18 protein-coding genes are annotated in these 24,262 nt (G+C 45.2%); 1 reads left to right on the top strand and 17 read right to left on the bottom strand.

Translation table 11 applies throughout. The features are described 5' to 3' along the window. Window positions 1-154: 154 nt before the first annotated feature. On the bottom strand, window positions 155-835 hold the full coding sequence (locus O3621_RS03840; RefSeq protein WP_314448639.1) for a class I SAM-dependent methyltransferase: 681 nt from the start codon (window positions 833-835) through the stop codon (window positions 155-157). An 11-nt stretch (window positions 836-846) separates the two neighbouring features. Further along, window positions 847-5,235, bottom strand: coding sequence for a PolC-type DNA polymerase III (locus O3621_RS03835; protein WP_371513720.1), 4,389 nt, complete (start codon window positions 5,233-5,235; stop codon window positions 847-849). Window positions 5,236-5,402: 167 nt separating this feature from the next. On the opposite strand from O3621_RS03835, the gene O3621_RS03830 reads away from it, so the two are divergent. After that, window positions 5,403-5,942 (top strand): DUF1307 domain-containing protein, encoded by a 540-nt coding sequence (locus tag O3621_RS03830; RefSeq protein WP_371513719.1) that lies wholly within the window; start codon window positions 5,403-5,405, stop codon window positions 5,940-5,942. Window positions 5,943-5,997: 55 nt separating this feature from the next. On the opposite strand, the gene O3621_RS03825 is transcribed toward O3621_RS03830, so the two are convergent. The 15 genes from O3621_RS03825 to O3621_RS03755 all read right to left on the bottom strand — a co-directional run bounded on the left by O3621_RS03825 (window position 5,998) and on the right by O3621_RS03755 (window position 24,208). Continuing rightward, window positions 5,998-6,378, bottom strand: a complete 381-nt coding sequence (locus O3621_RS03825; protein ID WP_032905620.1) for a PH domain-containing protein — start codon at window positions 6,376-6,378, stop codon at window positions 5,998-6,000. Window positions 6,379-6,468: 90 nt separating this feature from the next. Beyond that, window positions 6,469-8,319, bottom strand: a complete 1,851-nt coding sequence (locus O3621_RS03820; RefSeq protein ID WP_314448647.1) for a proline--tRNA ligase — start codon at window positions 8,317-8,319, stop codon at window positions 6,469-6,471. 65 nt (window positions 8,320-8,384) lie between these two features. Next, window positions 8,385-9,641: an RIP metalloprotease RseP gene (gene rseP, locus O3621_RS03815; RefSeq protein WP_371513716.1), complete on the bottom strand. Its 1,257-nt coding sequence runs from the start codon at window positions 9,639-9,641 to the stop codon at window positions 8,385-8,387. A gap of 227 nt (window positions 9,642-9,868) precedes the next feature. Further along, window positions 9,869-10,672: a phosphatidate cytidylyltransferase gene (locus O3621_RS03810; RefSeq protein WP_371513714.1), complete on the bottom strand. Its 804-nt coding sequence runs from the start codon at window positions 10,670-10,672 to the stop codon at window positions 9,869-9,871. Window positions 10,673-10,690: 18 nt separating this feature from the next. Further along, window positions 10,691-11,440, bottom strand: a complete 750-nt coding sequence (locus O3621_RS03805; RefSeq protein WP_111675264.1) for an isoprenyl transferase — start codon at window positions 11,438-11,440, stop codon at window positions 10,691-10,693. A gap of 230 nt (window positions 11,441-11,670) precedes the next feature. Then, complete coding sequence (gene yajC, locus O3621_RS03800) at window positions 11,671-12,006, bottom strand: preprotein translocase subunit YajC (protein ID WP_002927941.1); 336 nt, start codon at window positions 12,004-12,006, stop codon at window positions 11,671-11,673. Window positions 12,007-12,183: 177 nt separating this feature from the next. After that, the gene (gene tkt, locus O3621_RS03795) at window positions 12,184-14,160 is read right to left on the bottom strand and encodes a transketolase (protein ID WP_371513712.1); all 1,977 of its coding nucleotides are present in this window, start codon (window positions 14,158-14,160) and stop codon (window positions 12,184-12,186) included. Window positions 14,161-14,624: 464 nt separating this feature from the next. After that, window positions 14,625-14,882, bottom strand: coding sequence for a hypothetical protein (locus tag O3621_RS03790; protein WP_002927965.1), 258 nt, complete (start codon window positions 14,880-14,882; stop codon window positions 14,625-14,627). Window positions 14,883-15,079: 197 nt separating this feature from the next. Then, window positions 15,080-15,814, bottom strand: coding sequence for a type II CAAX prenyl endopeptidase Rce1 family protein (locus O3621_RS03785; protein ID WP_314448661.1), 735 nt, complete (start codon window positions 15,812-15,814; stop codon window positions 15,080-15,082). 27 nt (window positions 15,815-15,841) lie between these two features. Continuing rightward, the gene (locus O3621_RS03780) at window positions 15,842-16,849 is read right to left on the bottom strand and encodes a serine hydrolase domain-containing protein (protein ID WP_314448662.1); all 1,008 of its coding nucleotides are present in this window, start codon (window positions 16,847-16,849) and stop codon (window positions 15,842-15,844) included. 369 nt (window positions 16,850-17,218) lie between these two features. Next, window positions 17,219-19,357, bottom strand: a complete 2,139-nt coding sequence (locus O3621_RS03775) for an ATP-dependent Clp protease ATP-binding subunit (protein ID WP_371513709.1) — start codon at window positions 19,355-19,357, stop codon at window positions 17,219-17,221. Window positions 19,358-19,832: 475 nt separating this feature from the next. After that, complete coding sequence (locus O3621_RS03770) at window positions 19,833-20,984, bottom strand: iron-containing alcohol dehydrogenase (RefSeq protein ID WP_125340330.1); 1,152 nt, start codon at window positions 20,982-20,984, stop codon at window positions 19,833-19,835. A gap of 185 nt (window positions 20,985-21,169) precedes the next feature. After that, window positions 21,170-21,598 (bottom strand): RbsD/FucU domain-containing protein, encoded by a 429-nt coding sequence (locus O3621_RS03765; RefSeq protein ID WP_314448668.1) that lies wholly within the window; start codon window positions 21,596-21,598, stop codon window positions 21,170-21,172. Next, on the bottom strand, window positions 21,599-23,083 hold the full coding sequence (locus O3621_RS03760; RefSeq protein ID WP_314448670.1) for a rhamnulokinase family protein: 1,485 nt from the start codon (window positions 23,081-23,083) through the stop codon (window positions 21,599-21,601). 42 nt (window positions 23,084-23,125) lie between these two features. Next, window positions 23,126-24,208 carry an ABC transporter substrate-binding protein gene (locus tag O3621_RS03755; protein ID WP_002907949.1) on the bottom strand — a complete coding sequence of 361 codons (1,083 nt, stop codon included), beginning with the start codon at window positions 24,206-24,208 and terminating at the stop codon, window positions 23,126-23,128. Between the last annotated feature and the right edge of the window lie 54 nt (window positions 24,209-24,262).

Below are 24,262 nucleotides of genomic sequence, written 5' to 3'. Positions count from 1 at the left end.
CAGCAGGCTAACCGCTGCTACCGTACCGCAAATCAAGGCGGTCATTTTCAAAATCGTATCTGGATCAAAGTCCAGTTGGTAATCAAACACCTTTTGCGCAAGCTTATCCTGAGCGGAAATGGTAAGTTTCCTGAGAAAGTCCTTTCTTTGCTAATCATACACTGTTTTTTTGCCAGATGACTTTCATATTCCAGCCATCCGAAATTAATTTATAGCCTGGCAGCAACTTCCCATAAATCTCTTCATATCCTTTTTTAGAAAGGTAGCGATCTGTTGCTAAATGATTGAGCCAAGATTTGGAGGTGCTATGTTTGAAGATTCTTCTGGCATTTTTCAAGCCGAATCTTTTCCAGTGTCGAGGAAAATCTAAATAAGCGCCTACAATATAGGTCCAAGTTGAAGGAGTGGGCTTTTCTGATACATTGTCCATAACAAACAGGATGCCACCTGGCTTTAGTAATTTCTTACATTTTTCCAAAGCTTCAGGGATGTCCAAATGATGAAATGTCGTTCGACTGAAAATAAAATCAAATTGTTTCTCAAAAACAGCGGTTAAAAAATCATCCTGCAGTAATTCTACATTCTGTAAATCTTCTTTTTCTACTTTATCTTTTGCTATCTGCAGAAAATCCGCAGAAAGATCTATTCCTGTCACATGTTGAAAATATGAAGACAGAAAAATGCAGGTATTCCCTCCGCCACAACCAATATCCAAAGCGGAAACTCTACTGTCAGGCAAATTATCCAGTAGATAATCGGGCTTGCCTTCCAAAAGAGTGGTTACCCAATCATATTCTAAAGCAACCGCATTAAATTGTTTCGTAATATTTTCCATAAACATCCTTCTTAAAACAACTCATCAAACAAACTCAACTGGTTATCCTCAGGCATATTGCCCAGAATTCCCATGTCGTCCATTTTTTCGACTAGGGTGCTAGAGAGGCCGCCACGTTTGCGGAGCTCTGTCTTAGAGAGGAATTCGCCTTCTTCCCGCGCTCTGACCACTTGGCGGGCAACGTTGTCACCCAGACCGTCCATAGCAGAGAATGGTGGGATAAGGGTATCCTCTTCGATGAGAAACTCAGTCGCATGGCTCTTGTAGAGATCCAGCTTTCCGAATTTGAAGCCCCGCTCCAGCATTTCATTGACGATTTCCAGAGTCGTATAAAGGTCAATTTCTACATTGGAGGCTTCGTTGTTCTTGCGCTTTTCAGCGATTTCGTTCATCCGGCGTTTGACGACATCAAGTCCGCCACTCATAGTCTTGATATCAAAGGCCTTAGCCCGGATGGAGAAATAAGCACAGTAGTAATAAATCGGATGATGCACCTTGAAGTAGGCCACCCGCAAGGCCATCATAACGTAGGCTGCCGCATGGGCCTTGGGGAACATGTACTTGATTTTTCCGCAGGACTCGATGTACCATTCTGGCACATTGTTTTCCTTCATGGCTGCGATGTAGCCGTTACGCTCTTCTTCAGAAATCTTCAGCCAAAGGCCCTTCCGCACGCGCTCCATTATCGTAAAGGCCATTTTAGGATCCAAGCCCTTGTGCATGAGGTAAACCATGATGTCGTCCCGACAGCCGATAACGGTGGACAGGTCAGCAATCCCTTGCTTGATCAAGTCTTGAGCATTCCCCAGCCATACGTCCGTACCATGAGAGAGACCAGATAGCTGTAAGAGCTCCGCAAAGGTTGTCGGATGGGTCTCATCAACCATGCCCCGTACAAAGTTGGTCCCAAACTCCGGAATTCCCAGCATACCAGTCGGCGTGCCGATTTGCTCCTGAGTTACACCCAGAATGTCTGTCCCAGAAAAGAGGGCCATGACGCCAGCATCATCCATAGGAATATCATTTGGATCAATGCCAGACAAGTCTTGAAGCTTCCGAATCATGGTCGGATCATCGTGTCCCAGAACGTCTAGCTTGAGGACATTTTCATCGATATCGTGGAAGTTGAAGTGGGTGGTCTGCCACTCAGCCGTCACATCATCAGCTGGATATTGGACCGGTGTAAAGTCATAAACATCCATGTAGTTAGGGATAACAACGATTCCGCCCGGGTGTTGTCCAGTCGTCCGCTTGACTCCGGCAGCTCCCTGCGCCAGACGCTCAACTTCTGCGTCCCGATAGAACTTCCCGTAGTCGCGCTCGTAGCCCTTGACAAATCCATAGGCCGTCTTAGCCGCAACGGTACCAACAGTACCAGCCCGAAAGGCATACTCCGCACCAAAGATATCCCGCACGTCCAAGTGGGCGCTCGGCTGATCCTCTCCAGAGAAGTTCAAATCAATATCGGGTACCTTGTCGCCGTCAAATCCAAGGAAGGTCTCAAAAGGAATATCCTGACCGTTCTTGCTCAGCTTGTGACCACACTCTGGACAGTCCTTATCCGGCATATCAAAGCCAGAACCATAGGAGCCGTCCGTGATGAACTCGCTGTATTGGCATTTGCCACAGACATAGTGGGGCGACAAAGGATTGACCTCGGTAATCCCAATCATGGTCGCGACAAAGCTGGAACCGACTGACCCCCGTGAACCTACCAGATAACCCCGCTCATTGGATCGTTGCACTAGCATCTGCGAAGCCAGATAAATCACGGCAAAGCCATTCCCCAAGATGGAGGTCAACTCTTTTTCAATCCGCAAGTCCACGATATCTGGCAGTGGATTACCATAAATCTCAAAGGCTTTTTGATAGGTCAGCTCAGCAACTGTCTCCTCAGCCTTGTCAATGAAAGGCGTATAGAGGTCGCCCTTAACTACCTCAACCGGCTCAAAGGTCTCGGCCAGCTGATTCGGATTGGTGATAACTAGCTTCTTAGCCAAATCCTCGCCTAGAAAGGCAAATTCGTCCAGCATCTCATTAGTGGTCCGGAAGTGAGCCTTAGGAAGCGGCGCCGGCTGGGCATTTTCACCGTGACCAATGGTCCGGTTAATCATGGCTCCCTGACCGAGACTCCGGACGATAATCTCACGATAGATTTCTTCTTCCGGCTCGATATAGTGGACGTTCCCCGTCGCAAGGACAGGCTTGCCCAAGCGATCTCCGACCTCAATTAGATTGCGAATAATGGTCTGCAATTCTTCCTGGTCCTTGATTTGCTCCTTGGCAATCAGCGGCTCATAGATAGCCGGTGGCATGACCTCGATAAAGTCATAATACTTGGCCACTTCGACAGCCGCATCCACCCCCTGAGAGACAACGGCGTCATAGACTTCGCCTTCTGAGCAGGCTGAGCCCAGAATCAGGCCTTCACGATGGGTATCCAGCACGGTCCGTGGAATCCGCGGGACACCTTCGAAATACTTGGTATTGGACAGACTGACTAACTTGAAAATATTCTTGAGTCCCGTCTGATTTTTCACATAAATGGTCGCATGCTTGACCCGAGCTTTCTTGTAGGAATTCTCATCAACCAGATCCGTATTCAAATCCTTGAGATTGGTCACACCATGCTTTTCAGCCACATCCTTGATAAAGATAAAGAGGAGGCGACCCGTCGCTTCCGCATCATAGTTGGCCATATGGTGGTGCTCCAGAGCAATCTGGAAACGCTTGGTCAAAGGCCCCAGACCATGGCGCTTGTACTCCGGATAGAGGTTGCGGGCAAATTCCAGCGTGTCAATGACTGGCTGGGTAATTTTTGGCAGGCCATGACGCTCATAGTTGACATTCATAAAGCCCACGTCAAAGGTGGCATTATGGGCAACGAGGACGCTGTCCTGGCAAAATTCCTGAAATTCTTTCAGCACCTGCTCCAGTGGCTTGGCATTGCGGACATGCTCATCAGTAATCCCAGTCAAGTCCGTCGTAAAGGCCGACAGAGGATGCCCAGGATTGATAAACTCATCAAACTCAGCGATGATATTGCCCTTGTGCATCTTGCTGGCCGCAACTTGAATCAAGTCATTGTAGACCGCCGAAAGCCCTGTTGTTTCGACGTCAAAGACTACATAGGTCGCATCGCTCAGCTCCATGTCCACTTCATTGTAGACGATGGGCACCCGGTCCTCTACTATATTGGCCTCCATACCATAAATCAGCTGAATACCAGCTTTCTTAGCAGCTTTGTAGCCATGGGGAAAGCTCTGCACATTGCCATGGTCGGTAATGGCGACAGCCTTGTGGCCCCACTTTGCGGCCGTTGCCACGATTTCCTCGACCTCAGGCAGGGCATCCATAGTAGACATATTGGTATGGGCGTGAAATTCAACCCGCTTCTGCCCCTCAGGCATCAAGTCCTTGCGCTCATAGTGGGTGACGGCCTGCACATCCTGCACATTCATGGTCAGGTCGCGGGTGAAATTGTTCATCTCCACATTTCCCCGCACGCGCAGCCAGGCGCCTTTCTTAATCATGTCAAACTTCTTGGCTTCTTCTTCGTTTTTCATCCATTTCTGCAAGGAAAAGCTAGAAGTGTAGTCTGTCATCTTGAAATTGAGCAAGACCCGGCCGGTCCGAGTAACTTTCTGCTCTAGGTCAAAGACCATTCCCTCAAAGACCAGACGATTTTCCTCAGTCTGAACTTCAATCATAGGGGTAGTCTCTGCCTTGTCCAGCTTTGGCTTAGCCGCCGCCTTGCGAGCTTGGAAGTCATAGGCTGGCTTTTCCTCTGGCGGCGGTGCCATCTGCTGCAGGGATTCCATGGCTTTGAGCGCCTCTTCATTGGCCGCCTGGACAATCTTATCATTCTCCGCCTGGAAATTCTCCGCTTGCTGCTGGGTCAGCTCATCGCTGTGCTGAACCTGACAGGTCAGCTGAGGAAAGCCGTACTTGATCAGCTGCTGGCTGAGATTGGGCAGGTGATTCTTGCGAAAATGCTCCGTATCAATGGTCGAAGCCCCCTCAATCAGCAGCTTGTCCCCATCCAAATGAACCCGCAAATCCTGATACAGACTCTTGAAGCCATGGCTGGCACATGGACCTTCCTCAAAGGCCAGCTGGTAATAAGCCTGCAAGATCTCATCCGATACCTGGGGAGCCTGACAGTGAATTTCAAAAATAGCTTGATTGCCTGTCTTCGAAAACTCTTGAGCTAGGCGTTTCTGCAATTCCCGAAAAATCTCAATGGGCAGAATATTCGCAAAAGAAAAATGAAACTCCCAGACCCGACTGACCTTGTGGACCAGAACCTTCTCAATTTCTGCATTCAAAAAGGCCTCTGAATTTCTCATTTCCAGTGGCATATCCAGCTGATGCATTAAAATTTCAAACTTGTTTGACATGACATTTCCTCGTACAGTAGTGACCCTATTTTACCATAAATCAGCACTTTTTTCGACAGAAAAAGAATAGGGCAAAGCGCTAGTTCCTACACAATTATTAAGTCGTTTTTCATGATGCTAAGTTATGATATAATAGAAAAAAACATTTATCAAAAGGAGACTTAATTGTGAAGAAAATTCTCTTAGCCTGTGCTTGTCTGCTGACCCTGACTGCCTGCAGTATGCCTAATCAGAATCAGCAAGAAAACAAACCCAAGCAAAATCAGAGTCAAAGCAAGACTAAAGAAGAAAAGACTGAAAGAAAGACTTTTTCTTACAATATTCCTAACGGTTACAGTAATAAAATCGTTGTTTATTATCAGAAAAATAAGATTCTAGCCTTCGATTTTATGGCTGGTAAACCAACACAAGAGGACGAGCAAAACAAGAGTACTGAAGAAATCAACAACATTTATCAAGAAGAATTGAAAACTGGTGATTTTTATGATAAATTTAGCAAGTTAGACGGAGTCACAGTTGAAGTCAAAGTTTCAGCAGACAGGAAAACTGTTGAACAAATTGCCCACTTTGACCTCAGCAAAGCAAATGAAAAACAAGTGATGGCTGCTTTAGGAGAAACATCTGAAGACAATCTGTTCAAAAAGCTTAAGGAAAAGCCCGAAGATTTCTTCTCTTATCTGCTATCTCAAGGATTCACAGAAGAATAAAAAAGCTTTCTGAGTGATTTAACTTTACAGTTAATGCTCAGAAGGCTTTTTCTGTCTATCTTAACACTGCTTCTGCCAAAGCCTTTTGGATGGCGATGACGCTGCGATCGCTGGTAAATTGCAGGACTTCTGCTGGCTCTTGAGCGCTGGAAACCCAGATTTTCAGCTCAGCATCTAGGTCGAAATGACCCGCAGTTTCCACTGAGAAACGGCTAATTGAGCGATAAGGAAAGGACTTATAAGAAGTCTTTTTGCCAGTCATTCCCTGCTTGTCGACCAAGATTAAACGCTTATCTGTAAAGACAATCAAGTCACGAATGAGGCTAAAAGCCAGTTCCACATTCTCTGTTGTTGTCAGAATATCCTCCAACTGTCTTTCTGTTTTTTCAATATCTTTCTGAGAGGCATTGCCTAATAAACCGCTGAATAATCCCATCACTCGGTCCTCCAATCTATTTTTTCCTACTATAGCATTTTCACCTCCAATAAGCAAAAGAAAACTGCCAGATAAAACTGGCAGTTTGTTTTATTTTGTCAAAATAGACAAGGTTTCTAGCAAATTATCAGCGTGGACTTCAATGGTATCGCCAGTAGCTTTAATCTTGACTTCGACAATGCCTTCTGCAGCTTTCTTACCGACTGTCACACGGATTGGGAGACCAATCAAATCGCTGTCACTGAACTTAACACCAGCTCGCTCATTACGATCATCCACTAAGACCTCATAACCAGCATTTAGCAAGCTAGCTTCGATTTGGTCAGTTAGCGCCAAGGCTTCCTCGTCCTTGACATTGACCGGAATTAAGTGCACATCAAATGGTGCTAGCTCTTTCGGGAAGTTGATGCCCCAAGCATAGCGGAATTCACCTTTCGGTGTTTTGTTAACAAAGAGGCGGGCATGCTGCTCCATAACAGCAGACAGGAGACGGCTGACGCCGATACCGTAACAACCCATAATCATCGGTACTGCTCGGCCATTTTCGTCCAAGACATTAGCGTTCATGCTGTCAGAATAGCGAGTTCCCAACTTAAAGATATGTCCAATCTCAATCCCACGAGCAAACTTGAGGATACCTTGTCCGTCTGGTGAAATTTCACCCTCACGAACCTCACGGATATCTACATACTCAGCGGTAAAGTCACGACCTGGATTGACACCGGTCAGGTGGTAACCATCTTCGTTAGCCCCAACCACAGCGTTAGCCAGGTCTTGCACCTTGCGGTCAGCGATGATTCTCACGCCTTCTGGCAGATTGACTGGCCCTAGTGAGCCAAATCCCGCACCCAAAAGCTGACGGACTTGATCTTCACTCGCCACATCAAAGAAATCCGCTGCCAAATGATTTTTCAGCTTGACTTCATTAAGCTGGTCATTGCCGACCAAAAGCGCTACGACAGGAGACTCGTCAGCCATGTAAACCAAAGTCTTGATTGTCTGGCTTTCATCCAGCCCAAGGAAGGCAGCAACTTCGTCAATTGTCTTGCAGTCAGGCGTTGAAACGCGGGCTACTTCTTCCTCAGTCACGACACGTCCTGCTGGCTTGTATTCATCTGTCGCCATTTCAAGGTTGGCAGCATAGCTAGACTCACTGGAGTAGGCAATGGTATCCTCACCAGATACCATCCAGCTGGTCAATTCTGTCCGAATAGCTTCCTGAACATCCTCAGGAATTTCATCAAAGCTGGCTACAGATTTATCCAAGACAACCCAGCGGTTCAAATCCGTCCGGTCTGGCGTAATGGCCATGAATTCTTGGCTGTCCTTGCCCCCCATGGCACCACCATCACCGATAATGGCTTTGAAATCCAGCTCGCTGCGGGTAAAGATTTTCTCATAGGCAGACTTGTATTCATCATAAGCTACATCCAAGCTGTCATAGTTAGCGTGGAAACTGTAGGCATCTTTCATGATAAACTCACGCGTCCGCAAGAGTCCGTTACGAGGACGCTTTTCATCGCGGTATTTAGGCTGAATCTGATAGAGGTTGAGCGGCAGCTGTTTATAGGATTTAACCGAATCACGGACGATAGCCGTAAAGGTTTCCTCATGGGTTGGCCCCAAGATAAAGTCGGATTTCTCACGATTTTTCAGTTTGTAGAGGTCTTCACCATAGGTTTCATAACGGCCAGACTCGCGCCAGAGATCTGCACTGAGCAGGGCTGGCGCCAGCATCTCTACTGCACCAATCTTGTCAAACTCTTCTCGCATGATTTTTTTTGCTTTTTCAATCACACGATTAGCCAGCGGCAGATAAGAATAGACTCCAGCTGAAACCTGACGGACATAGCCAGCCCGCAGCATCAGGGCGTGGCTGATAACTTGAGCATCACTAGGCATCTCACGCAGGGTTGGAATTAACATTTTACTTTGTTTCATAAAAACAAAACTCCTTGACTTTCATTGAATAATTTCTTTTTCATAGTTCTAAGAACTTTAGTTTCCTAGAAGAATAATTTCATAATATCGTTCCAGGTAACGGCAATCATTAGGATGACCATAATAGCCACTCCAGACAGAGTGATATAGGTCTCCGTTTCTCTTTTCAGCGGTTTTCTGCGGATAGCCTCCAGAATATTGAGGACGATTTTTCCGCCATCCAAGGCTGGAATGGGAATCAGGTTGAAAATACCGATATTGAGCGACAGCATGGCCAAAAGGCTAAGGACTGCTGGCAAGCCTTGCTCGGCAGCCTGACTGCTGAAATTGTAAATAGCGACCGGACCGCCCAGCTTATTGATATTGAAATTGAAGACGATATCTTTCAGAGCTGACAAAATGCGAACCGTGGTAGACCAAGCTGCAGTAAAGCCACCAATCACCTTGTCCCAGAAGCCTGTTTTGACTGTCGGGGATACACCTAGCAGATAACGATTGCCGTCTTTTTTAGGCTGTACGGTAATCTCTTTCGTTTCGCTGCCGCGCTTGTAGGTAACAGACAAGGTCGGCGCTTCCTTGCTCTTGGCTGTGATTTTCGCCAGAGCGCTGGTTAGATCCGCCCAGTTGCTAATTTCATAGTCATTAATCTTAAGGATTTGGTCGTTATTTTGAACCCCAGCAGCTGCTATGGCACTACCATCCATGACTTGGAAATGATTGCTGTTCTCATCACGAACACCACCCTGAACAAAGGCTAGCAGCATAAATACCAGCACGCTCAGGATGAAGTTATTCATAGGCCCAGCAAAGTTGGTGATGAGGCGGCCCCAGATACTAGCATTCTGATACTGAACATCCAGCGGTGCAATCCGCACCTCAGTGCCGTCTTCTTCAACAATCGTTGCATCATGATCTACTGCATAAGTCTTGAGCTCGTCAAGGACCAGACCTGTGATTTCCAGCTTTTCCTCAAAGTCAAAGCCGGTCACATTCATGGGCAGAGCTGTCTGGTCAACCTTTTTGCCAGAGAGATTGATGCGAACCACCTTGCCCTCTGCATCCAAGGTCAGACTAGCCGGTGTCCCCACCTTAATGTCAGTGGAATCTTCCCCCCAGCCGGCCATACGCACATAGCCCCCCAAGGGTAAAATCCGAATCGTGTAGGCCGTCCCATCCTTACCAATATGGGAGAAAATCTTGGGTCCCATACCGATAGCGAACTCTCTGACCAAAATGCCGGACTTCTTCGCAAAGTAGAAGTGTCCGAACTCATGGACCACCACAATGATCCCAAAAATAATAATAAAGGTTATAAACTGCATGGACTTCTATATTTTACCTTTCCTAGAAATCTTGTTTTTGCTTTTAAATCAAAGAAGGAGCAGAAAACGGCCAAATACCGAGCTTCCCGCCCCTGCATAGCTGACACTTTTGAAAATAGGGTAGAAGCTCAACTCAAAATTTTGAGCTCTAAATCCCAGCTCCTTCTCAGATTGTGCGGTCGTTAGACAAGCTAACTATCCCTTGCTTTCAGCCATGCATGACTGTCTTAGAACAAGCCGAAGAAATGCATCAGCGGAAAGACGAAGAGAAGGCTGTCAAAACGATCCAAGACACCGCCGTGGCCAGGAATGAATTTCCCAGAATCCTTGACCCCGAAATGGCGCTTGACTGAGCTTTCGACCAAATCACCTAGCTGGCCTGCAATACTAAAGAGCACTGCCAGAATCAAAAAGACAAGGGCATTATAAGGAGCGTACACTTGCGGTCGAACCAACATAAAGATTCCAGTCACTAGAACGGCTGATAGAATGCCGCCTAGGCTGCCTTCAATAGTCTTATTAGGAGAAACTCTCGGCGCCAGCTTTCTTTTACCGAAACGCACCCCGACCAGATAAGCTCCGCTGTCAGTAGCCCAGACGATAAAGAGAGCTAGCAGGACCTTGTCAATATTCATCAAGCGGGCATCAATTAAGGCATTAAAACCAAGGCCGACATAAAAACTAGCTGCAATCGGATAGGCCGCATCTTCAAAGGTGTAGTTGGAACCTAGAACAGTCGAAATCAACAGAAGAAAGACGACCAAGCCATAGGCCAAGACATTGCCGTCCACAGGCAGAAACTTCAGATAGTTCTCCAGGGGCAGGGTTAGGACAAAGGCTGCCAGCATGGCTAAGACGCCTTCGATGGTCGCTGTCGGAAGACCTTTCATTTGGAGAAATTCATGCACTGCTAGCATGGCTAGCAGCCCCACAAAAATCTGAAAGATGACGCCTCCTGTCAATACCAGAGGAATAAAAATAGCAAGAGCGATTCCTCCAAAGATTAGACGTTTTTGTAAATTTTTACTCATACTCTTTTGCTTTCTCCCTTAAACACCGCCAAAGCGTCGATTCCGACGTCTGTATTCTGCAATTGCAGCCTTCAAAGCCTTCTCATCAAAGTCAGGCCAGAGAATATCCGTAAAATACAGCTCACTGTAGGCTGACTGCCAAGGCAGAAAATTGCTGAGACGCAGCTCTCCACTGGTCCGAATCACCAGATCTGGATCGCGCAGCATCTTGGGCAAATTGCTGGTATAGAGGTAGTTGCCAATGACTTCCTCAGTAATGTCACCGGGACTGAGTTTGGCATCCAGAACATCCTGAGCAATCAGTTTAACCGCCTGATTGATCTCATATCGGCCACCGTAGTTTAGGGCAAAATTGAGAATCAAACCTGTATTGAGCTTGGTCAGGCTTTCAGCCTTTTCCAAAGCTTCAAATGTCGCCTTAGGAAGCTTAGCCGTATCACCAATCATCTGGATTTTTACATTGTTCTTGTGCAGCTCCGGCACATAGCGGTCGTAAAATTCAACCGGCAGATTCATGATAAAGGAAACTTCCTTTTCCGGCCGAGACCAATTTTCCGTTGAAAAGGCATAGACAGTCAAGACCTGAACACCCATTTCCTTGGCAGCAATCGTCACCTTTTGCAGTGTTTCCATGCCAGCCTTATGACCGAACACGCGCGGCTGCATCCTTTTTTTGGCCCAGCGGCCGTTGCCGTCCATAATGACAGCAATGTGTTTGGGAACATTCAGCGGCGCGTTCAGCTTTTCTTTTTTCTTAAAACTAAACATACTTTTTATCCTATTTAAAGTTTTGTCAGTTCATTATATCATAAATCCTTGGAATGTGGGCAATTCATCCGCTTTTTCAAACCCGAGGATATAAAATAAGGACAAAATGTCAACCAGAGAATCCAAACTCACCCATCTTGTCCAAACTGCAAGGCAGATAAGGTTACAATCAAACACCTCCTAGCTACATGAACCAAAGCAAAAAAACAGCCCGCAAGCTGTTTATTTCTTTACTCTTCAATCGCTGATTCTTCCTCTGGAAGGTCAACGCTTCCTTCACCGCCAGCAACAGCAGGAATACCCTCAGTCAATGGCAGTACAGTCTTAATAGCTGTCAGTTCAAAGGTCAGGTAAACACCGTCCACATCCAGAACAACTGTCTTTTTATCTGTATCCACTTCATCTACCGTTCCATACAAACCACCGATGGTAATAACTTCATAACCCTTTTGCAGCTTGTTAAGACTTTCCATACGCTGCTGAGCCTGTTTCTTTTGAGCACGCATTTGGAAATAGGTCATCCCGATCAGTACAACCGCAAAGACAATAAGCATAGTTGGATTCATATATTTTCTCCTTCGAATGTCATATATGAACTACTATAGCAGATTTCCCTTATTTTTACAAGACGATTCTGACTTTTCAGGCAAAGTCCGTCTCAAGTCGGAGGAAGCGTGACTGATCTGAATACATTTTTTAAAAAGCAAAAATCAGGATGACCGACACCCTGATTTTATGTCTTTTTATTTAAGATTTTTAACAACTTCTGCTACGTGCTCAACTGTAAAGCCGTATTCTTCCAGCACCTTGCCTGCTGGAGCAGATGCACCGAACTGATCGATTCCGATCACTGCTCCATCCAAGCCGACATACTTGTACCAAGGCTGGCTAGCTGCCATCTCGATTGCTACGCGGCGACGAACTGCATTTGGCAGAATTTCTTCTTTGTAGGCTGCATCTTGAGCATCAAAAAGCTCTGTTGATGGCACGCTGACCACGCGGATTTTAGCGCCTTCTGCTGCAAGTGCTTTAGCAGCTGCAACAGCCAAATTAACCTCAGAACCAGAAGTCAGCAAGATGGTATCGAAATCTGCTCCTGTTTCGTAAACGACATAAGCACCTTTAGCTACCTTGTCAAAGTCTGTGCCTTCTTCAACTGTCAGATTCTGACGGGTCAAGACCAGAGCAGTCGGAGTAGATTGGCTCTTAAGGGCCAGGTACCAAGCTGCCTGAGTTTCACGCGCATCTGCTGGGCGGAAAACAGTCAGGTTTGGAATGGCACGCAGACCAGCCAAGTGCTCAATCGGTTCGTGAGTTGGGCCGTCTTCACCAACTGCAATAGAATCGTGTGTGAAGACATAAGTCACTGGCAAACCTTGAAGGGCAGACAAACGGACAGCTGCCTTGACATAGTCTGAGAAGACGAAGAAGGTACCACCGTAGACGCGAAGACCACCATGAAGCGCCATACCGTTGAGGATCGTTCCCATAGAAAACTCGCGCACACCAAATTGGATGTTGCGGTTGAGACGGTGGGCATCATCCTGCAGACCGTCTTCCTTGATGTAGGTCATATTGGAATGAGCCAAGTCAGCAGAACCGCCGAGGAAAGTCGGAAGCACCTTAGCTGCTGCATTGAGGGCATCCTGACTAGAATTACGAGTGGCTTGAGAGAAGCCATTCTCAAGAACTGGGAAATCATCTGGCTTGATTTCTACTGGATCCTGACCAGCAATGATAGCTGTTACTTCTGCGGCCAATTCTGGATGGGCTTGCTTGTAGTCCTCTACTAGCTGTTTCCAAGCATCGTAAGCTGCTGCACCACGCTCTGCTACATTTGTACGGTAGTCAGCATAGACTTCCTCAGGAATCTCAAATGGCGCATAGTCCCAGCCCAAGGCTTGACGGGTCGCTGCTGCTTCTTCTGCTCCCAGAGGCGCACCGTGAACTGCATTCGTACCTTGCTTGTTTGGAGAACCGTAACCGATAACCGTCTTAACTTCAATCAAAGATGGCTTGCCGGAAGCCTTAGCCGCATTGATAGCTGCATCAATGGCTGCAAGATCTGTTCCGTCTTCCACCAAGGCAGTATGCCAGCCATAAGCTTCATAACGGGCACGAACGTTTTCAGTAAAGGAATCCTTGGTCTCTCCATCCAAGTTGATATCATTTGAATCATAGAGAACAACCAACTTGTCCAACTTTTGCAAGCCAGCATAAGAAGCGGCCTCTGCCGAAACCCCTTCCATCAAATCACCATCACCACAGATGACATAAGTGTAGTGGTCAAAGATTGGATAGCCATCACGGTTGTACTTAGCAGCCAAGAAACGCTCTGCCTGAGCAAATCCAGTAGCTGTAGAAATCCCTTGTCCCAATGGACCAGTAGTCGCATCGACACCGGCTGTGTGGCCAAACTCTGGGTGACCTGGAGTCTTAGAGCCCCATTGGCGGAAGTTTTTAATTTCCTCCATGCTGACATCTTTAAAGCCAGACAGATGAAGCAGGGCATAAAGCAGCATAGAGCCATGTCCTGCAGATAGGACGAAGCGATCGCGGTTAATCCAGTTTGGCTCTTCTGGATTGATACGAAGTTGTTTAGTAAACAAGTCGTAAGCCATCGGCGCAGCGCCCATGACTACACCAGGGTGACCTGACTTAGACTTTTCAATCGCGTCAATCCCTAAAAAGCGAATGGCATTAACTGATAATTGTGACATTGGATTCTCCTTATTTTTACTAAAATCTGTCCTGACATCAGAACAGGATAAACAATGGTCGTAGAAACGATAAAAATTGTCTCATATCTATTATAAGAAAATTATCCCCATATCGCAAGATAGGGATAATCTCATCTTTTTATAGATTTATTATAAATCTTGAAAGCGTAACAAAAAGACCAAGAATTACACAGGTGACTGTTCACTCTTGGACTGTCAAAAAAATCTGCCCATAAGGACAGAAAAAAAGTAAGAAAGTGAGCATCGCTGCTCCTAAGTCCGACTGCGCCTCTGGCTCGTCTCATTAAGTTTTTACAGAACGTAGTTTTCGCTAACGCTCAAACTGCATCTATGCCTCTAAGCTCTGCTCGACTCTGCGAGCCGGCAATCGCTAAGAGGCATAGAAAAACCCAGCTATCCAAATGGTTAGCTGGGTTAGGGTTGAGCTACATCATAGTTTTAGACTATCCTGCGGCCTTGTGATGAATAGTGATGCCATATTTTTCATGGTTTTCTTCATACCAATTAATTAAGGCCATCGCAGTTTGATAAGTAATGTTCTTAATTTTGCTGGTCCCTTTAGTTAAGGTCAGGATACTCATCTTGCTGATGTTTGCATCCGTCGCAATTCGATAACTAGTTAAGGTTCCGTTAACTAACAACTGAACAACAGCCTCGACTTTCCTATAGTCAGGCATGGTTGTAATATCCAACTTTTTCATAATTAAATCCTCTCCTAAAATTTAATTTACTAATCCATTATACACTTTTTTCTGACAATTACATATATAAAAACTTGAAAATGTACAAAAAAATTAGAACACAATCTATTGAAATGTCAACTTTTCCAATTTTACAGACTTTTGAGAGTATTTTGCCTCTATTAAATAGAAAAATAAATCAACCTTATGGTCTTTTGTTACTCTGTTAGCTCGCCTTTCCGTATTATGTTGTGCATAATTACTAGCGGCCATGCTGACTTAGTAATTCTAAAAATCACTGTATACATGACCGTCCAGCATGCAACAGTTATCATCCCGATAAGGAAGAATGTAAATCTTCCAACCGGCAAGGTATTTTGGATTTCTCTCTCAGACAGAAACTTCATAATGTAAGACAGATGCCAAATCCACCAGATAAAGCCAACAAGTAGATATAGTTTTAAGTCGGATAATTTTAATTTGATTAATTGATTGGTAAGATATGCCCTCCAAACAGATTCTTCAAAAATATTTTTTATGAATTGAGTTCCTATCTGTATGAGCAAGATTCCAAGATAGGCCGTGAACTCAACCTTCACATCTGTCACTCTGATGCCTTGTGCCATCAGTCCCAAGAATATGACTATCATCGTAACAAGAGGGTAAACTAAAAGACTAATCAGGTATAACTTTTTATTATTTTTAAAATTAATGGAAAACCCTGCCTCTTTCCAGCCGTCTCCGCCAAAGCTTCGAAGAAAGATGGTACAGATTAAGGGAGTTACTAGCCAAATCAGCATCCCTAAAGAGCCGCTTCCTATCTCTGTTCCGATATTTCCGTAATGAGCCTGGCCGGTTACTTTATCAACAACATAACCAATCCAGCCACATAAGGTGCTGAAGAATGCAAAGATAATGACATTGCGTTTAATTGTAGTTATGGACTGTTTCATAGCAGTCTCCTTTCGTCAAAAAATTATTCATCTCTCTTGTTTTAAATCCTTCTGTCTCTTGACACCGGCCGCAATAGCCCGAAAAATGGTAGGGTAGGGACGTTTTTTTGTCTGGTTGAACGTACCTGTGACAAAGACATCCTTTTCTGGACAATAAAAGGCAAAACTTCCTGTTATCCCACTATGGCCACGAATTTCATGCGCGTCACCGAAAAAGAGCGACATGAGGGAGCTAATGGTCAGTTGCATCATACCGCTGCCATACTTAAGAGGGCGGAATTGAATAGGACGAAAAGCCGGCTGTTGGATATGTGACTTTGCAAATAATCTGCCGGTAAAGAAGGCACGGATAAAAGTCATTAACTCCCTGTTAGTCGCCACAATACCGCCTTGGTAGACTTGACTGGAAAGATAGGCTTGAAAAGCTATAGTTTGCTGGCCATTGTATAGGGGAGCAAGTTTCTCATGGCCTGTCGCCCAATGGGTCTGACTAAGCTGAAGCGGCTGGCAAATAATTTGTTCTAATAGTTGCTCAGCGGTCTGGCCAGTCACTGTTTCAGCCATTTTTCCTAAGAGCATAGCATTGATATCAGCGTAGTAGGCTTTATCTCCGTCCAGACATGATCTAGCTGGCAATTCTGCTATCATTTCCAGAGCTTCCTCAAAAGGTACCCGCCGATCGGCTTTGTACAAGTCATCTATCAAAACCTTTCCATTGATTTGACGGTCCATTTCATAATTTGGAAAGCCGGATATCTGATCCAGCAGATGTCGTACAGTTACCTGCTCAGCTTGAGGCAAATGCTTGGTCACTTCTGGCGGTAAAATTTCTTTCAAGCCTGTATCATAGGTCAGCTTTCCTTGGTCAATCAGTTGGAAAACAATGGCATCGGTGTATAATTTGGAAATACTGGCAATGGCAAAAGGCGTGTCACTCGTCATCTGTCCCTTGTTTTCTTCCAAATAGAGTTGTTCCCCCTGATAGGCTAATATACTGGCTTCATAAAGTTGCCTGCTTTTTAGAAAAGTTGTCATTGCTGCCTTCCTCCAAATTGTCTAAATTTTTCCTTGAAAATCCCAAAGTATGCGAGCTTAATCTCTCATTTGAGAGAATCTAGGTTGATTCTAGTCATTGACTGCTTCGGCAATATCAAGAGTTTGTATCATTCTACCAATACTTCCTAAGCAATCCTGGCTTTTCATCAGCATCAGATTTCAATGCTTTTTGTATACCTAATAGTAACATTTCTTTTAGGTGTTGTCAAGACGGATTAAGTTGAGATTTTGGGATAAATGCTAATTTCTTTCCAGAAAGAGGAGATATTTGGAATTCCTACTCAACAAAAAAAGACCTGCCTTCATCTAAGAAGGAGGTCTTTGAAAAGGTAGTTTACTTAGTAAGTTTTATTCTGCCCGCTTGTCTTCTTCAGATGCGACAGCCCCCTTTTCCTTGATAACCAAGACACTATCTTCCAAATCAGCCGTCAAGTGCTTAGCATCTAGATAGTCTAAGTGGAAGTCAGTCACCTTGTCACGAATTTGCTGCTCAATGACACGACGGAGCGGACGAACACCCATGACTTGGTCATAACCAGCGTCGCGCAGGAATTCCTTAGCTGCATCAGATACAGCCAGATCAATTTCTTTCTTGCTCAAGGTTTGATTTACTTCGATCAGCATGAGATTCACAATCTCCATCAAATCTTCTTTCTTGAGATGAGAGAACTCAATAACTGCATTGAAACGATTGAGGAACTCTGGACGGAAATAAGCTTTGAGTCGATCCATCAGATCAGGCTTTTCTGCATCCTCTTCCAAGCCTGCTTCATAGCCAAATCCGGCATTGGAAGTCGCAATGATAACCGTGTTCTTGAAGTTGACTGTATTCCCTTGACCATCTGTCAAACGACCATCATCCAGAACTTGAAGGAGAAGAGTAATCACCTGTGGATCAGCCTTTTCAATCTCATCCAAGAGAATGATAGAGTAAGGATTGCGACGCACACGCTCGGTCAGGGTATTGTTGTTATCATCATAACCAACATAGCCCGCAGTCGTACCAATCAGCTTGGAAACAGAAGTCCGGTCGGAGTATTCTGACATATCCAGACGGATGATGGCTTCCTTGGTACCGAACATATCTAGAGCCAGTTGCTTAGCTAGCTCAGTCTTACCAACACCTGTCGGACCAACGAAGAGGAAGCTTCCGATTGGACGGTTGCCTTCATCAAAGCCTGCACGGTTTCGGCGGATAGCCCTAGCCACAGCTTCTACAGCCTTGTCTTGACCAATCACCTTGGCTTTGAGACGGTCATTCATGCCCTTGAGTCGCTCAATGTCGCTGGCACCCATCTGAGATACCGGCACTCCCGTCATCCGCTCAACAGACTCCGCTACGTCGTTGACTGTCGCCGTCACCTTCATATCCTCGGTGTGGTTTTGAATTTTCTTTTCCAGCTCTTCAATGCGGGTCTTGGCATTCAGAGCTGCTTCATAATCTTCTTTTTCAACAGCTGCTTCCTGCTTGTCTTTTTGCTCAGCAATCTCATGTTCAACCGCATGAACATCGGTAACTGGATGCTGGGCTGCCAGGTGGGCAGCAGTCACATCGACCAGGTCAATCGCCTTGTCTGGCAGGCTCCGTTGTGGAATATACTGAACAGAGTAGTCCACAGCCGCTTTCAGCACTTCATCCGGCAGGATGACATTGTGGTGCTTTTCATACAAATCCCGAATGCCTCGAAGGATCTGATAGGTATCTTTGGCAGACGGAGCATTGACTTTGACTTCATTGAAACGACGAGCCAGAGCTGCATTTTTGAGAATGGTGTTTCGGTACTCGTCCTGAGTAGTAGCCCCGATAACGGTCAACTCCCCACGAGAAAGCGCTGGCTTAAGAATATCCGCCAAGCCCTTGGACCCGCTGTCTCCGCCAGTAGATCCTGCTCCCAGGATTTGATGGATTTCATCAAAGAAGAGGATAATGTTGCCGGCTTCCTTGACTTCATTGACCAAGTTTTGGATATTTTCTTCAAAGCTACCACGATATTGAGTACCAGCTTCCAGACCGGAAATATCAACAGAAATAATTTCCTTGTTCTTGATGGCCGCTGGCACATCACCATTGACGATAGCCTGAGCCAATCCTTCTACGACAGCTGTCTTACCAACTCCGGCATCTCCAACCAATACAGGATTATTCTTAGTCCGGCGGGAAAGGATTTCAGCAGTTTCTTGGATTTCCTTATTGCGCCCAATGACTGGATCCAACTTACCATCACGAGCTTCCTGAGTCAGATTGCGACCTAGCTTAGCCAGGATACCATCCTGCTTAGGTCCCTGAGCAGCAGTCTGGCTAGTCTGCTCACCTGCTCCTTGACCGGGGAGCTTGCCAGTAGCCCGGTACTGAGCAAACTCTTCCGGTGTGACCTCTCTACCATTAATCAAGTAGCGCCGATGTTCGCTGTTATAGCCGCCCATGCGCCCCATGAGTTGGTTGAAAAGATCGTCCATATTGTTAAAATTGTTGTAGTTATTGTTCATAGCATTGCCTCACTTTTCTTCATTTTTCGCTTTACATAATTTTTGTTTTTACCAAAATTTCAGATAAGAAATCTTTTCCTTATCTACTATAAATATTCATTTGGGAGATCTTCTCCTGTCCATTACTTTACATAACTTATTTCATTTCCAAAAATCAAGACTGATTTAGTCTCTACTTTTATGAGTGAATTAAATCTCTTTCAAAAGAAGATGATTTTACATAATTTCCAATCCTCCCAAAAATAATCGCCTTCCGGCTGTATTCATACCTTCTGATTAAATTTACGTAAACTTTTTGTTTACGGTTGTAATTTTATCATGACATAATTTATTTGTCAATAGATTTTACATAATTTTTTAAAATAAATTTACAGTTGTAATCGTTTTTTTGTTTAGGTCCTTTTCATTCCTATAAAAACAAGCCCTGCAAGTTAGAGTCATGCAGAGCCTTGTTTGTTTCAGAATTTTTTCGTTCTTAGAAGAGTTCTTTATAAAAAGCAATCGTTTCTTCTAGAGTTGGCATGAATGGATTGCCTGGCGCACAAGCATCAATCAAAGCGTTTTTAGATAGGTAGTCAAAGTCAAAGTCCTTTTCTTCGATACCAAGTTCAGTAAGTTTCTTCGGAATACCAACCGTTTCAGACAGTTTTTCGATTTCAGAAATGGCATAAGCTGCACATTCTTCGTCAGTCTTGCCTTCGATTTGCAGACCAAGGGCTTTGGCAACATTGCGGAAAGCTTCTGGTACCCGTTTCGCATTTTCACGCTCTACAACTGGCAGGAGCATGGCACAGCAGACACCATGCGGCAGATTATAAACTGCCCCTAGCTGGTGAGCCATAGAGTGAACATAACCTAGACCAGCATTGTTAAAGGACATACCGCCAAGGAAGATGGCATTCACCATGCCTTCACGCGCTTCAATATCATGGCCATTTGCAACCGCACGAGGTAGGTATTCCTTGATAAGTTCAATGGCTCCGATAGATAATTTCTTGGTTACACCGTAAGCTCCTGGTGTGACGAGAGCTTCGACCGCGTGAGTCAAAGCATCCATCCCTGTTGCTGCTGTGAGGGCGGCTGGTTTGGATACCATGAGTTCAGGGTCATTGACTGAGATCAGAGCCAAGCTATTCTTGTCCACCATAACCATCTTAACCTTGCGTTCTTCATCTGTGATGACATAGTTAATGGTAATTTCAGCTGAAGTTCCCGCTGTGGTATTGATTGCCACTACCGGCAGACCTTTCTTAGCAGACTTGTGCAAACCTTCGTAGTCTTGTGGTTTGCCACCATTTGTCGCAATTACTGAAATACAGCTAGCCGCATCCTGCGGTGAACCGCCGCCGACACTGATGATGAAGTCACAGTTGTGTTCCTTGAGAGCAGCTACACCATCCATGACATTCTTACAAGTCGGGTTTGGCTCAACATCGCTGAAGACCACATACTGGATGCCTTCTGCATCTAGTGGTGCTAGGATTTGTGGCAGGATATCGCTGCCTTCGATAAATTTATCCGTCACCAGCAAGGCCTTGCTGTAACCCAGCTCCTTAACATAAGGACCAACTTCCTTGACAACCCCCTTGCCAATAAGATTGACAGCGGGTACGTAAAATGTAGACATATATTTTCTCCTTTTGATTTATATTGTTAATATAATGATACTGCAAAATTTTGCTTTTTGCAAGTTTTTGTGATTTTTTTAACAAGCAGATTGATAAAAAAAGCAAAGAAAGCCCCAGATAAGGATGAGGAACAAGGACACTCCTTTCCAGAAGCAACCTTGCCCATCTCTTACCTGTTTTTTCATTAGCTGGCAATGACACCTTTTTTCAAAATGATGTTGCCGTACAGAGCTCCTTCGCCCGTTTGGATGACCAAATAAGCTTTTTCCGCCTGCTCATAGAAAGCAAAGCGTTCAAATTCTTTGATGGCTGTACCTGGATAGTGCTTTTCTAACAAAGCCTTGTAGTCATCCCAGATGACTGGTACGGTCGGATCTCCCGGCACTACCTGCATAAGGCCTGCTTGGTAATCACTATAAGCATCCAGGGGCAGGACAGTCAAGATAGCATCTAGCAGCGCTGGAACTCCGTGCCCATCACAGCGAACAACCCGCTGACCAATCCGATGGGCAGGGAAGTTTGCATCGGCAATGACCACTTCATCTCCGTGCCCCATCTCCATCAGATACTTGACTAACTCTGGACTTAAAATAGTTGGAATATGCTTTAACATCTAGCTTCCTACTTTCATTCTTGCTTGAAATTCTTGATAGGACCGAGCCAAATCTGAATCCTCTTGAGGCTGGTATTGCTTGGTCTTTTCTGAATCCTTGATGAGCTTTTGGGCAGTCTGCCGATCTTGAATCTCACCCAAGGTCAAAAGCTGTGCCAAAATATTTCCCAAAGCGCTGGCTTCAATCGGCCCTGTTAGGACTGGTTTCTGGCTTACATCAGCTGTCAGCTGACAGAGCAGTTCATTTTGGATACCGCCTCCGACCATGTGAATCTGCTCGATTTTTTGACCGGTCAAGCTCTCAATTTGCTCCACGGTTTGACGATAGGCAAAAGCGAGACTTTCCAAGACCACTCGGACAACCTCTCCTTTGCTTTGAGGGACAGGCTGGTTAGTCATATGGCAACGCTCCTTGACCTTAGCCTCCATGTCTCCTGGGGCTGCAAAAATAGCATCATTGGGGTTAATCCAAGAGCGATTATTCGTGACGTTTCTTGCCAGTGTCACCATTTCAGCAAAGCTGATGTCCTGACCTTGCAAGCGCCAGTCCCGCTGCAGTTCTTGGATAATCCAGAGCCCTGTCGTATTCTTCAAAATCCGATAGCGTCCGTCAAAGCAGCCTTCATTGGTCAGATTGGCCGCTAAAGCTTCCTGGCTGGTTACAGGATTCTGAGATTCTAGACCGACCAGAGACCAAGTACCGCAAGAGATAAAGGCTGTTGGCTGCTCATTCGCATAAGGAATAGCCAGAACAGCTGCCGCTGTATCATGACCAGCCCCTGCAATGACATCAAATGGCTCAATTTTCAGCTCTTGTGTGATCCGTGGCGACAGACTTCGAAGGACTTTTCCTCCCTGTGTCACCTCACCAAACCACTTTTTAGGAATCCCCAGCGTTTCAAAAACGCTGTCAGACCAGGTCTGAGAATCGATATTGAGTAAACCACTGCTGCTGGCAATGGTATACTCGCTGGATAAAACACCTGACAAAAGATAGTTAATCAAATCCGGCATGAAGAGCACGCGCTCTGCAACTCTTGCCAAATGGGACTTTTCCTGCAAATCAGCGAATATTTGCAGGACAGTATTAATGCAGGCAGGCTGTACGCCTGTCTCCTCAAAAAGCGCCTCTTTGCTGATTTTCTTATAAAAAGTTTCTTCGTATTGCCCCATACGATTGTCACGATAACAATGCGGCTGGTAGAGCAGATCACCGTTTTGGTCTAGGTAGGCATAGTCCACTCCCCATGTATCAACGGATATAGATCGAATAGGAATCCCATCTACTGAAGCTTTCTTGATCCCAATCTTAATTTCTCCAAACAGATGCAGGATATTCCAATAAAGACCGTCATTCACGTTCATCGGCTCGTTTTTGAAGCGATGAACTTCTGATAGCTGGATACTATGGCCATTGTAAATTGCTTGCATGACACGACCTGAACTAGCACCTAGGTCAATGGCCAGTAATTTCATCAATGTCATTCTCATCTCCTCCAATACACCAATCTTTACAAACGATTTTGATTATTGGTAAAGCAATGGTTTGATTTCATCAGAGTCAATGTTCTTGGCATCATACCATTTTGATCCTGTGTCTACATCTTTGACTTCTTTCCCTTGAGCAGCTTCAATAGCTAATTTTACAGATTGATAGCCGATTTGAATCGGGTCTTGCGTAACAGATCCTACAAAGAGACCGTTGCGAATCGCATCTTGCTGCAAGGCACCTGAGTCAAAACCGACAGCCAAAATCTTGTCTGCACCAAGCTTAGATTCCTTGAAACTGCCATTTGCGTTGATAATAGCTTTGGCTGCAAATTCATTTGAACCGTAAATAGCGACTGTATCTGATTTTTCAAGCACAGTGGATGCTTCTGTCTTACCTGCTGCATCGTCTACTTGAGCTGGTACACGAACTTCAATGATAGCTTTGGCATCTGATTCAGAGACATTATTTTTGAATTTATCATGACCAACAACAGCCGTTTTGATGCCTTTCTTTTCTAGCAACTCAACCATCTTGTCAATGAAACCGGAAGTCCGTTGTGTGATAGAGAGTGAGTTTGCTTCTTGGGAAACCACTCCGATACGAACCGGCTTATCGCCCAATTTCTTTTCTAGCATCGGGAATAAGTGTTCTGCTGCATTGGCACCAGCAGCATGGTTGTCTGTAGAGGCGGTTGCTTTGATTGCTCCGTCTGGTGCACCGGGAACCCCTGAGTCAAAACCAATCAGCGGGATATTCTTCGCTTGGGCTTGTTTAATAGCGTCTAGCTCTGATTCGGTATCAAGTGCTGCTAAGGCAATCGCATCTGGATTTTTGTTAATGGCATTGTTCAACTGTTCCAATTGTTCTGCGATAGCGGTTTCATTTTGAGGGCCGACAAAAGTAATCTTAGCGCCAAATTCATCTGCAGCTTGTTCAGCACCCTTATTAACGGCTTTCCAGAAGTCATGTTGGAAACCTTTTGCAATTACTTCTACCCGATAGTCCCCACCCTTGCTGTTTGTAGCTTTATTACTGTCTTTCTTAGAAGAGCAAGCAACTAGTCCAATCGCAGCAGCAGCAAGAAGTGCCGCAGTAGCAAATTTAAATGATTTTCTCATGATAAAAGCTCCTATTATATTTTATACACTCATATATATGATGGCGAGGGCTGT

Source organism: Streptococcus sp. 20925_1_22, assembly GCF_041431685.1.
Taxonomy (GTDB): domain Bacteria; phylum Bacillota; class Bacilli; order Lactobacillales; family Streptococcaceae; genus Streptococcus.
Note: the sequence above shows the minus strand (reverse complement) of the source record. Positions and strands in the feature narration are given on the sequence as shown.

Bases quoted from the DNA above. Each gene is read 5' to 3' on its own strand.
- O3621_RS03840 (WP_314448639.1), bottom strand. From the start codon at position 835: ATGGAAAATATTACGAAACAATTTAATGCGGTTGCTTTAGAATATGAT.
- O3621_RS03835 (WP_371513720.1), bottom strand. From the start codon at position 5,235: ATGTCAAACAAGTTTGAAATTTTAATGCATCAGCTGGATATGCCACTG.
- O3621_RS03825 (WP_032905620.1), bottom strand. From the start codon at position 6,378: ATGGGATTATTCAGCGGTTTATTAGGCAATGCCTCTCAGAAAGATATT.
- O3621_RS03820 (WP_314448647.1), bottom strand. From the start codon at position 8,319: ATGAAACAAAGTAAAATGTTAATTCCAACCCTGCGTGAGATGCCTAGT.
- rseP (WP_371513716.1), bottom strand. From the start codon at position 9,641: ATGCAGTTTATAACCTTTATTATTATTTTTGGGATCATTGTGGTGGTC.
- O3621_RS03810 (WP_371513714.1), bottom strand. From the start codon at position 10,672: ATGAGTAAAAATTTACAAAAACGTCTAATCTTTGGAGGAATCGCTCTT.
- O3621_RS03805 (WP_111675264.1), bottom strand. From the start codon at position 11,440: ATGTTTAGTTTTAAGAAAAAAGAAAAGCTGAACGCGCCGCTGAATGTT.
- yajC (WP_002927941.1), bottom strand. From the start codon at position 12,006: ATGAATCCAACTATGCTTATTGTCTTTGCGGTTGTACTGATCGGGATG.
- tkt (WP_371513712.1), bottom strand. From the start codon at position 14,160: ATGTCACAATTATCAGTTAATGCCATTCGCTTTTTAGGGATTGACGCG.
- O3621_RS03790 (WP_002927965.1), bottom strand. From the start codon at position 14,882: ATGAAAAAGTTGGATATTACAACCATGCCTGACTATAGGAAAGTCGAG.
- O3621_RS03785 (WP_314448661.1), bottom strand. From the start codon at position 15,814: ATGAAACAGTCCATAACTACAATTAAACGCAATGTCATTATCTTTGCA.
- O3621_RS03780 (WP_314448662.1), bottom strand. From the start codon at position 16,849: ATGACAACTTTTCTAAAAAGCAGGCAACTTTATGAAGCCAGTATATTA.
- O3621_RS03775 (WP_371513709.1), bottom strand. From the start codon at position 19,357: ATGAACAATAACTACAACAATTTTAACAATATGGACGATCTTTTCAAC.
- O3621_RS03770 (WP_125340330.1), bottom strand. From the start codon at position 20,984: ATGTCTACATTTTACGTACCCGCTGTCAATCTTATTGGCAAGGGGGTT.
- O3621_RS03765 (WP_314448668.1), bottom strand. From the start codon at position 21,598: ATGTTAAAGCATATTCCAACTATTTTAAGTCCAGAGTTAGTCAAGTAT.
- O3621_RS03760 (WP_314448670.1), bottom strand. From the start codon at position 23,083: ATGACATTGATGAAATTACTGGCCATTGACCTAGGTGCTAGTTCAGGT.
- O3621_RS03755 (WP_002907949.1), bottom strand. From the start codon at position 24,208: ATGAGAAAATCATTTAAATTTGCTACTGCGGCACTTCTTGCTGCTGCT.